The organism is Bacillus cereus group sp. MYBK220-1 (assembly GCF_051916445.1).
Classification (GTDB): Bacteria; Bacillota; Bacilli; order Bacillales; family Bacillaceae_G; genus Bacillus_A; species Bacillus_A cereus.
The window spans coordinates 611,227-624,107 of record NZ_JBQAGQ010000002.1 but is presented as its reverse complement, the minus strand read 5'-3'; the positions used below and the strand labels follow the sequence as shown (position 1 = coordinate 624,107).

Sequence of the window (12,881 nt, the reverse complement as noted above, 5' to 3'; positions counted from 1 at the left end):
ACGCTTTTCCTTTTACTTATAATAATTAAAAATTCGTCCAGATGCGATATCTGCAATTTCTTCTGGAATAAATGTTTTACTTATATCAGTGCCAACATTTAATACAGCTGTAGCATCTTTCTCAATGCTACCAAATAACTCTTTCCCACGTATCGTAATAAGGGGCGTTCCTTCTGGCAACACATCTTTTACAAATTCCATTTGTGTAAAGAACGGAACGATCCATCTACCTTCTCCTTGGAAATGACGCAAACGAAGTATTCCTTCTGTTGCCCCGTCCTCTGCTTCTAGTGAACCAGCAACATAAAACTCAGTAGATAAGAGCAATTCATAAAATTCCTTTTGCTTCTGTTTATCATTCCCTGCTACAACAAGTACCTCTTCTAATTTCTTTACTGAAATTTGCTCCATATGATGCCACCCCTATTTTCAAAATGATTGTACTTAGATTATACGAAATATTCTTATTTTTTTCTACATAATTCGCAATTATTTTCTTAAAATAATTTTAATACTTCTTTTGTCGTCACAATCGTAGCAAACTCTTCATGTAAATTTACAAGTGTCATATTGTGAATATCCTCTGCACTATACTCCTTACCATCTAAACCTTTACGGTTAAACGTAGCCGTTGCATCACTCACTAAATATGTTGTAAATCCTAAATTCCCTGCCATTCGTGTCGTAGTTTCCACGCAATGATTTGTCGTTAATCCTACAACCACTACTGCATTACATTTGTTCTTTCTTAATTGCTCTTCTAAATTTGCCCCAATGAACGCGCTGTTAACGAATTTCTGAATAACCACTTCACCAAGTAGTGGTTGCACTTCTTCTTTAAAGTTTACCGTTTCCGCTCTCTCATAAAACATTGACTGAGCATTTTCTTTATTTACATGTTGAATATGAAAAACTGGTCGTTCCCTTTTTCTCCATTCTTCTAACAAAATTCTCATGTTTTCTTCAGCAAAAATATTATTTCTCTCGCCCCAATCTGGTAATTGAAATGCCTTTTGTACATCGATTATGATAAGTGCTATTTGATTTGTCATCATTTCCCCCTTAATTTGGCTGTAATTGAAATAGAAAACCAAGTTGTTGTGACGCAGTAATAAAGCAAACATAGGCGCAAAGCTCTACAATTTCTTTTTCTGTCCAATATTGTTTTAATACGTGAAACATAGTATCATCTATTGCTTTTCGGTCATGAACAAATGTATGCGCAAAAGTAACAGCTACACCAATCTCCTCTGCCTTTTGCACATCATCAGGTCTTCCCTTTGCCATACAGTACGGACATTCATTCCCATACGCTAATGTTCTTCTCACTTGCTCCTTCAACTCTGCTGAAAGAGTTCCTGTATTGTACAGTGTATCTTCTAACGTACTCCACGAATGTAATATATCCGAATTATGCCCTAATAACTTTTGAAACTTTGTATCTCCTACATTTGATAATGAAATTCTCTCCATCATTTCCCCTCCTATTTCCTTCTGTTTTATTGTAAAATAAATAACGTTCACTTTACATTTCATATGAATCTTAATTTATATTTTCCCTTTACAAAAATCATTATTTTACTGGAGGTATATTTACAAATGCAATTAGACCGTGTTGATCGAAAAATTTTAAATGAATTATATAATGATAGTCGCCTTTCGATGCGTGAATTGGCGAAACGAGTAAACTTATCTGCTCCGTCTACTTCAGAACGTGTTCGTAAGCTCGAAAGCGAAGGTGTTATTCAAAAATACACAATCGATATTGATTATAAAAAGGCAGGACTCGTTTTAGATTGTATTTTAGAAATCACTTTAAAAAATGGTGATACAACACGTATGCAACAATTTATTCAGTCTTATCCATCTGCAAGTTTTTGTTACCGAGTAACAGGAAGCTTATGCTACATTGTAAAAATTTCTGTTCCTTCACTCGTTGAACTTGAAGAATTTATCAATGATGTTTCTTCATATGCAACGACAGTTTCTCATATCGTATTATCAGAAGTATCTCTTACTCCTGATATTGAACATATCTTCCCAGAAGATTAATTTATTTTTATTCAAAAAATATAAAAAAACCCCTTACAATAAGAATAAAAATAATATATTATGTATTAAAATACATAAAGTTCGAGAAAGGGGCTTTACATTGAAAATCTGGTTTTATGAAAAAACGGCACAATTAGATGACTTGCTTGGTATTTGGGACAATGTTCCAACCATCCCGCGAATTGGTGAAAAAGTGGAGATTTTAAAGACGGTCCGCACTGTTACAGATATTAAATATGTAAAGAACGGTAATAATTTTCGAGTAGAAATTATTACAAATTAAAAAGTAGCTCTTTAGGAGCTACTTTTTAATTATCTATTATGTGCTTTCTTTATAACGATTTTATCTTCTTCTACAGATACTGTTACATAATCATTTTCTTCTAACCGAAGCTTATTTACAGCCTCATCTGGTAACTCTATGGCCATCAATCTATCGGTTAAGATCACTTGACTATACACTTCATTTTCTTGTGATGAACTCACTACTTTTTGCTCATTTATAAAACGTACTGGTGGCACGCCAACTTCTTTTACTGTACGCCATTGTTTCCAAACATAAGGAATTAACCAAAGCAATCCAACAACTGTAAGACCGATACCAATCCATAAATTACTTTGCGCTTGTAATTCAGTAATTGAGATTGTACCGCTTTCTTCTCCACCGAAAAATTGCATACTTGTTGCAATCAAATTATTTAGAGCGTGCACAGCTATATTCGTCCATATATTTTTTGTCTTTATGTATAAAAGACACATAACGACACCAAACATGAACGCACCAATAACATCAAAATGTCCTAAGCCAAAAATAATTGAAGATATAATTACAGCTTTTTTAATTCCCCATTTATAAGCCATTCGCTGTAAGAAAAATCCCCTAAAAATAACCTCTTCCATAATAGGTGCTAGCACACATGCTGAAATGAAAGTAAATATCGTCATATATACGTTACTCGTATTAATAACATTTCCGTCTTCTAGCATAGTAACTAAGAAATTCGGTAACGTATGTGCTAATATGTAAAATTGAATCTGAGATATGCCAACTGAAAAAATCATCCCCATTATCGTTGCTAATACAATTAATCCCCAAGATAAACGCCCTGGCTTATCAAAAAAACTGTTAAATACAACATTATTTTTATTTGTTTTTACGTATAGCCAAAGTAACGGAAATACAAAAAATACAGTTATTTGTGAAATAACCTCCATCGTATTCTCAGAAACATTTGCTAGACCTAATGGTATCATTATAAGGAACACCCCTATAATCATCCATCCAAAAAAGCTACGTAGCCTTATACGTGAAAATGCATAGTGCATATAGAACACCCCCAAAGATAGTAAAAATAAAACTTTAATTAGTACTTTATAGGCAATCCTTTCCCTATAAATAGCAGGATAACTAAATTATAATATGAATATAGTTGAAATCCTTCCTATTTTTCTCATTTTTTTAAACAGCATATCTCTTAAAATACCATATCGTTGTTCTTCAAGTTGCAATCCAAGTGAAATTTATGTAATAAAAATCCCCGTTTTTACAAGCGGGGATTTCTTTTATTATAATACGTCACGTTTTTGGAATAATGCACTTGATGCTACAAGTAACACAACAAAGTATGCAGCTACAAGTAATAATGAAGTTGTAAACGTAAATTCTGTAAATGTTGGTTCCATTCCACCATTGATTAATTTATTGCTATCGTAAGCTCTTAAATCCAAATGGTTGAATACTACAAACTTCGCTACACCTTTTGCAAACATTATTAATACCATATTAATTGCACCTTGTAAGAAGAATAGGAACATCGTAATAATTAATGGTAATACAGATTTTCTAAATACGTTTGCTAAGAAAAATGCAAGTGTTGCAAAGAAAAATGGTGATAGCAGCTGATATAATATTGTTTTTAAAACAATTCCTAACGTTAATTCAGTTTTACTACCGTCCATTACAATTAATCCAATAATCATAGCAATTAACGTACTAGCAAATACAATAAATAACATCGTTAATAACACTGTAATATATTTAGAAAATAAAACTGTCATTCGTTTTCTTGGACGAATTAATAATTGTTTAATCGTTCCTTTTTGGAATTCATCTGTAATTGTACGCGAAGCTGTTGTAATTCCAAAAATCGTTGCGAATATCATAATTAAGCCGATATCTGAACTTACAAAATCTAAGTAAGATCCATTTAAACTACCAGCTTCACCCCATTTCGCCAGTACTACTGCTCCTAAAATCTCCAATAAAGCAATGACACCAATTAAAATATACATACCTTTTTTCGCATGCAACTTTAAAAATTCATTTTGAATTAATTTAAACATTACGCTTTCACTCCCCCAGTAATCGCTAAGAACTCATCCTCTAACGTTTTATTTTGAACAGTAACTCCGTATACAAGCACATCAGCATGAACAAGTTTTTTTACAAGTTGCGGAATGTTGTCTTTTGTTACAGATGCTACAATTACATTCCCTTTTGCTTTACCTTTAATGATTTCATTCGCTTTCTGAACTTCATCTACTTCAAACGCTACAACGACTGCCTCATCATGCTTCACTTTTTCATGTAAGTTGTACTCTTGTACAAACTCACCTTGTTTAATAATAACGACGCGATCACACATTAATTCAATTTCACTCAATAAGTGACTTGATACGATTACAGCAATATTCTCTTCTTTCGCTAAACGTTGTAAATAATCACGAATTTGGCGAATACCAGCTGGATCTAATCCATTTGTCGGCTCATCTAAAATTAAGATTTTCGGCTGATGAAGTAATGCCTGTGCAATTCCTAAACGTTGTTTCATACCAAGTGAATATGTTTTCACCTTTTTATGAATCGCATGCTCTAACTCAACAAGCTTTACAATCTCAGCAATGCGCTCTTTACTAATTGGTGTAATGGCCATGTTCGCAAAATGCTTTAAGTTTTGCATTCCTGTCATATAATCATATAGTTCAGGATTTTCTACAATCGCTCCAATTTGCTCTAGTGCCTTTTCACGCTCCGAGCGAATACTATGTCCACAAATTGTAATATCGCCCTCTGTCATTGAAATAAGACCTGTCATCATACGGATCGTCGTCGTCTTACCGCTACCGTTCGGTCCAAGGAATCCGTATACTTCTCCTTCACGAACCTCAAATGATAAACCACGAATAATTTCCGTTCCACCAATCTTTTTTCGAACATTCTCTAACTTTACTACTACGTTTCCCAATGCTGATTCCTCCTTTAGACTTCTAGTTTTTTATCGATAATATAAGCAATTACATATATTATTAGAGCACTAACCATTACCATGAAACTTATATTAAAAATGTTAAATCCATTTTCTTGAAACATATTAATAAACAGACTCTTGCTTTCACTATGATATTCTACTCTTCGCAATACTTGGAAAGCTGGAGCTAATTTTCCTAGCAAGGTTGTCGCTAAAGTAATCGCGATATTTATTACTAGAAAAATAATAACGATTAGTATATTTTGCGCCTTTTTCTTTTTCGTAAGTAACTTTACTAGAGTAATTACCAATATGATTTGTAAAACACTAAACAAAAACTCAAATAAATCGCTTATCGTATATATTAAATTATTAATTATGCCTACTTGCATAATCTCTTTTGCTTCTACATATACAGAAGTCGTAGGAAAAGCTAATACATAACTTACGTAGAAAAGAATTCCACATATCCCATACCATATAGCCATTGCGATAAATGAGAAAATAAGCATAGAAATTACATATTGTTTCCCAGATATTGCTGTAAGTCGTAACATTGGATTAGTTAGTAAGCGTGAATATGATTTCATTGTTTGTATAAACATATAAACAATATAAAAGAAAAATATAATCATAATGATTCCAAATATACCCTCTTGTCTACTGATAGCCGCATCACTTTTTCTTACAATCATTTGTGAAAATAACACAGCTTCAATTAGCACAAAGAATAAAAAAGTAACAATATATCTTTTCTTATTTACATTCCATAAATAGGAAAGTACTGACTTCACTTACTAAACACCTCCTTAAACAATTCATGAACTGCTTTTCCTCTCTGAAAACGAATTTCTTCTACATTTTCATATAGAACCATTTCTCCATCTTTTAAAAAGATCACTTCATCAAAAATATTTTCAATTTCATTTATTAAGTGAGTGGAAATTAATATCGTACAATCTTCCCTATAGAACTGTAGAATTAGATCCAATACATGTTCTCTAGAAAGAGGATCAATCCCGCCCAATGGCTCATCCAGTACATATAGCTTCGCTTTTCGAGAAAACGTTAAAATAATCTGCAACTTCTCAACCATACCTTTTGACAATGCTGTAATTTTTTCTTCTAACGGTATTTTAAATTCTGCAATCGTATCTACCGCTTTTTGAATATCGAAGTCTTTATAAAAATCTCGATAGAAAAATAAAGCGTTTTTTACAGTCATCCAATCATCAAAGATTGGCTTATCGGACATAAATGAAACAATTTCTTTCGTCTGTAACCCTACCTTTTTACCGTCTATTGTAATACTACCTTCAGAAGGGTGTTGCAAGCCTGCAATCATTTTCAATAACGTCGTTTTCCCGCTCCCGTTATCTCCAACAAGCCCAACGATTTTCCCTTCCGTAATCTCTATGTTTAATTCACGGATCACTGCTTTTAATCCGTATCTCTTCCATAAGTTTTCTATTTTCAATAGCTCTGTCATTGGCTCTCCTCCCTCTTATCATGTAATGAAGAACGAAGAATTGTAAGAATTTCTTCTTCTGAAAAACCTAAATTGTCCATTCCATCTATAAAAGAATGAAGTAATTCTTTCGCCATCTCTTTTCGCAGCTCCATAATTTTCTCCCCTTCATTCGTTACATACCGTCCCATTCCTCTACGTGTGACAACAACTCCATCCCGTTCTAGCTCTTGAAATGTACGCTGAATCGTATTTGGATTCACTTGTAATTCACTCGCTAATTCACGGACAGAGGGAATTTTATCACCAGGCAATAAATGTCCTGTTACGATCTCTTTTTTTATGTATTCCATTACCTGAATGTAAATTGGTGTATTTGGAGAAAACTCTATTTTCATTTCTTCCCTCCTTTTGTATCGGTGTACTAGTTAAATAATACACCGATACAAAAGGTTTGTAAATACCCATTTAATTACAAAAAAGTTCTATCCGTTAAACGAATAGAACTTCCCAAATATAAATCGCTATACAAAAATAATAGTGTTATGTAAACAAAATTATAAAGAAAAACTGTCTTATCAATGAATAAGACAGTTTTTCTTTATAATCCTATATTAAAAGTTAAACACGAAGTCATCGTCAGCTAACTTTTCAACGTTCGTTGCTTTTACGTAACCATTTCCTTTTACAGAGAAGAAATCATGGTTTTTCGTATCTGTACGTAAACCATTTAAAACGATTGGGTTAATTTCTTCTTCTTCAAACTTCGGCTCAAGTCCTAAGTTCATAAGCCCTTTATTCGCATTGTAACGAACGAAACGATTTACATCTTCTACAAGACCGATAGAAGTGTAAATTTCTTCTGTATAGGCCATTTCAATTTCATATAGTTCCATTAATAAATCTTGTGTTTCTTTTTGCACTTCTTGTTGCTCTTCTGCAGAAAGTTCTGCGAAGATTTGTTGTGCTAAAATACCGACGAATACGCCGTGAATTGACTCATCACGAATTATCAAGTTGATAATCTCACCACTTGCTGTTAGTTTTCCTTGACCAGCTAAGTAAAGTGGATAGAAGAATCCGCTATAGAATAAGTAACTTTCTAAGAACACACTTGCTACCATTGCCATGTATAACTCTTTTTTTGTTACTTCAGGCTTTAATAAACGACGATAGTAACTAGTAATAATACCAGCTTTTTTCTCAAGTAACGGATGATTGTCTACCCAGTCAAAAATATCATCAATCTCTTCTTCTGTAGCTAATGTTGTGAAAATGTGACTATAACTTTTCGCATGTACTTCTTCCATAGCTCCCATGAAAGCTAATACACTTTTCGCTTGTAAATTTTCAAGATGAACAAGTACAAGTGGCATTCCTTCGCCACCTTGTTTCGTATCTAAAAGTGTTAAACCACCTAATACACGCTTATAAGCAATTTGCTCTTCTTTCGATAATTGCACCCAAGTATTTTTGTCAGACGAAACCGCAATTTCTTCTTCTGTCCAAAACTGAGCGATGTTTTGCTTCCAAAACATTAAACTAAAATCATCTTCTTTTTTGTTCCAGTTTACCGCACGCATTAAATCGCCCCTTCTCTAAATATGATAACTAAGCATGAGCAGGGTTCAGAAAACCCTGCTCATCATGTCTCACTTTTTATATTAAACGGTACAAGCCACACACTCTTCCACGCTTAATTTACGTGTTCTCGTATAATACAGACTCTTTAAGCCTTTTTTATGTGCATAGATGTAGTAACGTGCTAATTCACGTGTTGAAATATCACTATTAACGTAAAGAATTGTACTAATTCCTTGGTCAATATGTTCTTGAATTTCTGCGATTAAATCAATTAATTTAAACTGATTCATATCGTAAGAAGATTTATAGTACCAGAACGTATCTTTTGATAAATACGGCATTGGATAATATGTTGTCGCATTCGCATATGTTCTTGATTCGATTTGACTTACAATCGGCATTACGCTTGAAGTTGCATTTTGAACGTAACTGATTGATTGTGTTGGAGCAATGGCAAGACGATATGAGTTGTATAAACCATTCTTCTGTACTTGCTCTTTTAAACTTGTCCAATCTTCTTTTGTTGGAATATGAATTCCTTCAAATAGTTGCTGAACTTTTTCAGTTACTGGGCTGTAATCTGTCGTTTCATACTTTTCGAAGTATGTGCCATTCGCATAATCAGATTTATCGAAGTCCTTAAATGTCTCGCCTTTTTCTGTAGCGATTTCCATACTTTTCTCAATAGAGTAGTAATTTAACATCATAAAGAATGTACGAGCGAATTCTTTCGCTTCTGCACTTTCATAAGCGATTTTATTTTTTGCTAAATATCCGTGTAAGTTCATTGCTCCAAGTCCAACTGAATGAAGCTCGTCATTTGCTTTTTTCACAGTTGGTGCATTCGGAATAATCGTCATATCAGAAACAGCTGTTAAAGCTTCCATTCCCGCATGAACTGCTTCACGAATTTCTTTATTTTCCATTACGTTTACGATATTTAACGATCCTAAGTTACAGTTAATATCACGACGGATAATGTCATCTGTACCGTAATCATTTATTTCTGAAGTTTCTTGAAGCTGGAAGATTTCTGTACATAAGTTCGACATCTTCACAGTTCCAATATCCTTCAATGGATGTTGATTATTTGCATTTGATTTAAACATTAAGTATGGGTAACCAGACTCAAGCTGAATCATAGCGATTTTAATAAGCATATCACGTGCACTAATATCTAGTGGCTTCTTCTTCACTTTCGGATTGCTCATTAATTCATCGTACATTTCATCAATGTCAATATCATCTAAATGCTTGCCATATTCTTTATAAACCGTATAAGGCGCGAAAACATGGAAAGGTTCGTTTTTCTCAGCAAGCTCAAAGAACTTACTTGGAACGATAATTCCGATTGATAGAGACTGAATACGGCTCTTCTCATCGGCATTTATTTTTTTTGTATCAAGGAATTCAATAATATCCCAATGGAAAATGTTTAAATATACTGCACCGGCACCTTTTCGTTGACCAAGCTGATTCGCATATGAAAACGAATCTTCAAGCAATTTCATAACAGGTACTACGCCACTTGCAGCGTTGTCGATACCTTTAATTTGCTCACCGCGTGCGCGTAGCTTAGATAAGTTTAAAGCTACTCCCCCGCCGATTTTCGATAATTGCATCGCAGTATTAATGTTAAAGCCGATCGAATTTAAGCTATCGTCCATCTCTAACAAGAAACAAGACACCATTTCTCCTCTTCTGCTTCTTCCCGCATTTAAAAAGGTTGGTGTCGCTGGTTGGTAGTTTTGTTTTACAATCATGCTTGCGAATTGTCTTGCCTTCGAAACATCACCGCGTCCTAAGTATAATGAAACAATTGCTACACGATCTTCATAGCTTTCTAAGTATTGTTTTTGATCATTCGTTTTTAACGCATAATCTTTGTAGAACTTAGATGCTGCCATATAAGATTGGAACTCGAAGTTTTCACCATAAGCGATGTTATATACTTCCTCTACTTCCTCCAAGCTATACTCGTCCAGAACGTTGTAATAGTAATCATGTTCTTTCATATACTCCATTCGCTCTGCCACGCTATTAAAAGGAACGGTATTCTCTCTAGCTTCTTCCATAAAGACTTCTAATGCCTCTTTATCTTTATGAAGCTGATAAAAACCGTCCTGCATTTGCGTGATTTCATTATTCAGTTCAATGTGTCGCAATCTCCCGCACCCTTTCCTTAAAATATTCTACATCGTTATTTGTTCCAGATAACTCAAATTTTGATACAATAGGCACTTCATATTTAGTAGAAATCTTGTCAGCACTTGCACCGAACATGTCTCCCCAGTTACGATTGCCGCTTGCAGATACGCCTTTTAATTTTTCATTATTGCGCTCTAAAAAGTCTAAAACACGTTCTGGTACATTGCCAAAACCTGTTGTATACGTAATAAGAATAAAGTCTTCATCTATTACTAGATCTTCATCAATTTGAACGGCCGGCATATTTAATTTGTGAATGAAACGCTTCACGTTTCCTGTCATAGAATCATATGCAACTAACATTTCCGACCCTCCCTCTCAAATCTATATTCTCTATATGTTGTTCTTGATTTCTCTATATATTGTATTACGTTTCAAAATAAGACACAAGATATATGTATAAATTCTTTCTTTTTTTAACTTTTACTTTTCGACATGATAGCCGTTTTTTTTCAATACAATGACTATGAAACAACATTCTAAAACTCATGTCAATAAAGTGCTTTTCAAAAAAGTTGTCAACGAATTTAACCTTATTTTTAAAAAAGTTAACAATATATTTTGTCATAAAACGGTAGATGCTGAAGAAATATATTTCTCCAGCATCACGCAAAAAAGAACAGATATGAAACTATAATCTGCTCTAAAAAACGATTACATTTATCAAATTTACCTTATTAAATATATTATACATATACTTTCGTTTCTCGTTACATACTAAAAGATAACTATTATAGAAAAAGATTATTATTATGGAACTTCAATTTATTTATGAAAAGTTTATTCAGAGTGCTCAATGCGCAAAATATCTTTTACAAATATATGATGCGGATTTTCATCTTTATCAATCATTGTACATACCGGAGCCTCTTCATCAAAGTATACAATCATTCCTTCTACGTACTGATATGTATGTCGAACTTGTACAGTTACTTTAATTTCTACTGCTTCTTCATATGCTCTTTTTATTTTCTGAAGCATTTTTGCTGAACATTTTCGTTTCTCTGGATACATAACCATTCCCATAAATCGATTGCCGGCTCTATCTTTCCACATATAATCCCAATGTGGTAAAATGCCTTGTTTAAAATCGCCCATAATTCCCCTCTCCTTTATCTTTTATTTATCCCGCATTAAACGTCCGATTGGTGAAAGGCTACTAATCAGTGAGAGATGCCCTGCTGATCAAAATTCCCCTTTATGAACGTGGCGTTTCTGAATATGTATAAATCACTTGCCCGCCTCGCTGTGCGTTACCAATGAAATGCTTAAAGTCTTCTCTATTTACAACAACTTCTCTGAACGTATAAAATACATCTTTCGTAACAACATACTCCTTTATTTCACCATTTTTTAGCTGATCTAAAATTGTATTTGCTAATTCTTTATCCATGTATTTCACCTCTCTGCAATATTTTATTTTATCGTATATTCTATAGGTCAACAACTGTAAATTTATCCCGCTATTTGCAGGTAGTGCGATTGGTGTTGACTACTAATCAGTCGTGGAATGAACAAAAAATCTTACTGATTAACGTTTCACTTTATCTCGTTGTTATGCCATGATTTTATTTTCGTTATTTCGCAAACAATATCGTTTTACTATATGTCCACTAAATATCATATACTAACATAGCTACTTCTCTATATCAAACATTTCGGCATTCAATTATGCAAAGTTCCATACCACTATGCTACAATATACAAATAGAACTAGGAGGGATACTATGATTCGGAAAGCAAAAAAGACAGATGCAATGGCAATAGCTCCTTTATTGTATAATGCTCTGCATGAAATTGCTGAAAAAATCACAGGTAGCACAGATGAAGCAGAAGTATTACTAGGACTTGAGACATGGTTCTCAAAAGAAAATAACCGTCTGAGCTACGAAAACTGTTTTGTCTATGAACAAGACGAGAGTGCAGTTGGAGTTATTGTCGCTTATCACGGTAGTGAAGCAACACAGCTTGACGCACCAATTGTACATCACTTAAGAGAATTACATAAAGATGAATCAATTACGTTAGAAAAAGAAGCTGAGCTTGATGAGTATTACATTGATACACTATCAGTTTCAAGTGCACACGGCGGAAAAGGTATCGGTTCTAAATTAATTGAAGCTGCCGAAATCTATGCAACTGAAAAAGGGCATGAAAAAATCGCTTTACTTGTTAATTTAGAAAACACACGCGCCTATTCACTATACGAAAAGTTAGGTTATAAAAAAGATGAAATTGTTATGCTAGTAGGCGAACCTTATGCTCATCTCGTAAAACCATTAAACGTCAAAATTTCTGTATCTTAAAAAAAAAGCACACGA

The 12,881-nt window shown here is 33.7% G+C and carries 17 protein-coding genes; 3 read left to right on the top strand and 14 right to left on the bottom strand.

Annotated features, from left to right (window positions below; all coding sequences use genetic code 11):
* Window positions 1–12: 12 nt before the first annotated feature.
* The 3 genes from ACTFRU_RS10100 to ACTFRU_RS10090 form a co-directional block, all read right to left on the bottom strand.
* Window positions 13–411: an SseB family protein gene (locus ACTFRU_RS10100; RefSeq protein WP_006928838.1), complete on the bottom strand. Its 399-nt coding sequence runs from the start codon at window positions 409–411 to the stop codon at window positions 13–15.
* An 86-nt stretch (window positions 412–497) separates the two neighbouring features.
* Window positions 498–1,052, bottom strand: coding sequence for a cysteine hydrolase family protein (locus ACTFRU_RS10095; protein WP_000184428.1), 555 nt, complete (start codon window positions 1,050–1,052; stop codon window positions 498–500).
* A gap of 10 nt (window positions 1,053–1,062) precedes the next feature.
* Entirely contained in the window at window positions 1,063–1,473 is a 411-nt protein-coding gene (locus tag ACTFRU_RS10090; protein WP_000439759.1) for a carboxymuconolactone decarboxylase family protein, read from the bottom strand.
* A 126-nt stretch (window positions 1,474–1,599) separates the two neighbouring features.
* On the opposite strand from ACTFRU_RS10090, the gene ACTFRU_RS10085 reads away from it, so the two are divergent.
* On the top strand, window positions 1,600–2,052 hold the full coding sequence (locus ACTFRU_RS10085; protein WP_001175505.1) for an Lrp/AsnC family transcriptional regulator: 453 nt from the start codon (window positions 1,600–1,602) through the stop codon (window positions 2,050–2,052).
* Window positions 2,053–2,152: 100 nt separating this feature from the next.
* Complete coding sequence (locus ACTFRU_RS10080) at window positions 2,153–2,335, top strand: DUF3913 family protein (protein WP_000707107.1); 183 nt, start codon at window positions 2,153–2,155, stop codon at window positions 2,333–2,335.
* A 29-nt stretch (window positions 2,336–2,364) separates the two neighbouring features.
* On the opposite strand, the gene ACTFRU_RS10075 is transcribed toward ACTFRU_RS10080, so the two are convergent.
* The 11 genes from ACTFRU_RS10075 to ACTFRU_RS10025 form a co-directional block, all read right to left on the bottom strand.
* Complete coding sequence (locus ACTFRU_RS10075) at window positions 2,365–3,378, bottom strand: CPBP family intramembrane glutamic endopeptidase (RefSeq protein WP_069603998.1); 1,014 nt, start codon at window positions 3,376–3,378, stop codon at window positions 2,365–2,367.
* Between the two features lie 240 nt (window positions 3,379–3,618).
* Entirely contained in the window at window positions 3,619–4,395 is a 777-nt protein-coding gene (locus ACTFRU_RS10070) for an ABC transporter permease (protein WP_000475435.1), read from the bottom strand.
* Window positions 4,395–5,297 carry an ABC transporter ATP-binding protein gene (locus tag ACTFRU_RS10065; RefSeq protein ID WP_000528788.1) on the bottom strand — a complete coding sequence of 301 codons (903 nt, stop codon included), beginning with the start codon at window positions 5,295–5,297 and terminating at the stop codon, window positions 4,395–4,397. Before ACTFRU_RS10065 ends, ACTFRU_RS10070 begins: the two co-directional genes overlap by 1 nt.
* A gap of 14 nt (window positions 5,298–5,311) precedes the next feature.
* Window positions 5,312–6,094, bottom strand: coding sequence for a hypothetical protein (locus ACTFRU_RS10060; protein ID WP_000843921.1), 783 nt, complete (start codon window positions 6,092–6,094; stop codon window positions 5,312–5,314).
* Window positions 6,091–6,789, bottom strand: coding sequence for an ABC transporter ATP-binding protein (locus ACTFRU_RS10055; RefSeq protein WP_000137745.1), 699 nt, complete (start codon window positions 6,787–6,789; stop codon window positions 6,091–6,093). Before ACTFRU_RS10055 ends, ACTFRU_RS10060 begins: the two co-directional genes overlap by 4 nt.
* Window positions 6,786–7,166 carry a GntR family transcriptional regulator gene (locus ACTFRU_RS10050; protein ID WP_000687512.1) on the bottom strand — a complete coding sequence of 127 codons (381 nt, stop codon included), beginning with the start codon at window positions 7,164–7,166 and terminating at the stop codon, window positions 6,786–6,788. Before ACTFRU_RS10050 ends, ACTFRU_RS10055 begins: the two co-directional genes overlap by 4 nt.
* Before the next feature lie 216 nt (window positions 7,167–7,382).
* A complete protein-coding gene (nrdF, locus tag ACTFRU_RS10045) occupies window positions 7,383–8,351 on the bottom strand; it encodes a class 1b ribonucleoside-diphosphate reductase subunit beta (RefSeq protein ID WP_001203028.1) in 969 nt (322 codons plus the stop codon).
* A gap of 81 nt (window positions 8,352–8,432) precedes the next feature.
* Complete coding sequence (gene nrdE, locus ACTFRU_RS10040) at window positions 8,433–10,517, bottom strand: class 1b ribonucleoside-diphosphate reductase subunit alpha (RefSeq protein ID WP_001215839.1); 2,085 nt, start codon at window positions 10,515–10,517, stop codon at window positions 8,433–8,435.
* On the bottom strand, window positions 10,504–10,863 hold the full coding sequence (gene nrdI / locus ACTFRU_RS10035) for a class Ib ribonucleoside-diphosphate reductase assembly flavoprotein NrdI (RefSeq protein WP_000959447.1): 360 nt from the start codon (window positions 10,861–10,863) through the stop codon (window positions 10,504–10,506). Before nrdI ends, nrdE begins: the two co-directional genes overlap by 14 nt.
* A gap of 477 nt (window positions 10,864–11,340) precedes the next feature.
* Complete coding sequence (locus ACTFRU_RS10030; protein ID WP_000502205.1) at window positions 11,341–11,658, bottom strand: hypothetical protein; 318 nt, start codon at window positions 11,656–11,658, stop codon at window positions 11,341–11,343.
* 100 nt (window positions 11,659–11,758) lie between these two features.
* Window positions 11,759–11,953: a hypothetical protein gene (locus ACTFRU_RS10025; RefSeq protein WP_000356684.1), complete on the bottom strand. Its 195-nt coding sequence runs from the start codon at window positions 11,951–11,953 to the stop codon at window positions 11,759–11,761.
* 334 nt (window positions 11,954–12,287) lie between these two features.
* On the opposite strand from ACTFRU_RS10025, the gene ACTFRU_RS10020 reads away from it, so the two are divergent.
* Window positions 12,288–12,866 carry a GNAT family N-acetyltransferase gene (locus tag ACTFRU_RS10020; RefSeq protein ID WP_000619542.1) on the top strand — a complete coding sequence of 193 codons (579 nt, stop codon included), beginning with the start codon at window positions 12,288–12,290 and terminating at the stop codon, window positions 12,864–12,866.
* The last annotated feature ends 15 nt before the right edge of the window (window positions 12,867–12,881 follow it).

Excerpts from the sequence above, each read along its gene's own strand:
- ACTFRU_RS10100 (WP_006928838.1), bottom strand. The coding sequence starts at position 411 with ATGGAGCAAATTTCAGTAAAGAAATTAGAAGAGGTACTTGTTGTAGCA.
- ACTFRU_RS10095 (WP_000184428.1), bottom strand. The coding sequence starts at position 1,052 with ATGACAAATCAAATAGCACTTATCATAATCGATGTACAAAAGGCATTT.
- ACTFRU_RS10090 (WP_000439759.1), bottom strand. The coding sequence starts at position 1,473 with ATGGAGAGAATTTCATTATCAAATGTAGGAGATACAAAGTTTCAAAAG.
- ACTFRU_RS10085 (WP_001175505.1), top strand. The coding sequence starts at position 1,600 with ATGCAATTAGACCGTGTTGATCGAAAAATTTTAAATGAATTATATAAT.
- ACTFRU_RS10075 (WP_069603998.1), bottom strand. The coding sequence starts at position 3,378 with ATGCACTATGCATTTTCACGTATAAGGCTACGTAGCTTTTTTGGATGG.
- ACTFRU_RS10070 (WP_000475435.1), bottom strand. The coding sequence starts at position 4,395 with ATGTTTAAATTAATTCAAAATGAATTTTTAAAGTTGCATGCGAAAAAA.
- ACTFRU_RS10055 (WP_000137745.1), bottom strand. The coding sequence starts at position 6,789 with ATGACAGAGCTATTGAAAATAGAAAACTTATGGAAGAGATACGGATTA.
- ACTFRU_RS10050 (WP_000687512.1), bottom strand. The coding sequence starts at position 7,166 with ATGAAAATAGAGTTTTCTCCAAATACACCAATTTACATTCAGGTAATG.
- nrdF (WP_001203028.1), bottom strand. The coding sequence starts at position 8,351 with ATGCGTGCGGTAAACTGGAACAAAAAAGAAGATGATTTTAGTTTAATG.
- nrdI (WP_000959447.1), bottom strand. The coding sequence starts at position 10,863 with ATGTTAGTTGCATATGATTCTATGACAGGAAACGTGAAGCGTTTCATT.
- ACTFRU_RS10030 (WP_000502205.1), bottom strand. The coding sequence starts at position 11,658 with ATGGGCGATTTTAAACAAGGCATTTTACCACATTGGGATTATATGTGG.
- ACTFRU_RS10025 (WP_000356684.1), bottom strand. The coding sequence starts at position 11,953 with ATGGATAAAGAATTAGCAAATACAATTTTAGATCAGCTAAAAAATGGT.
- ACTFRU_RS10020 (WP_000619542.1), top strand. The coding sequence starts at position 12,288 with ATGATTCGGAAAGCAAAAAAGACAGATGCAATGGCAATAGCTCCTTTA.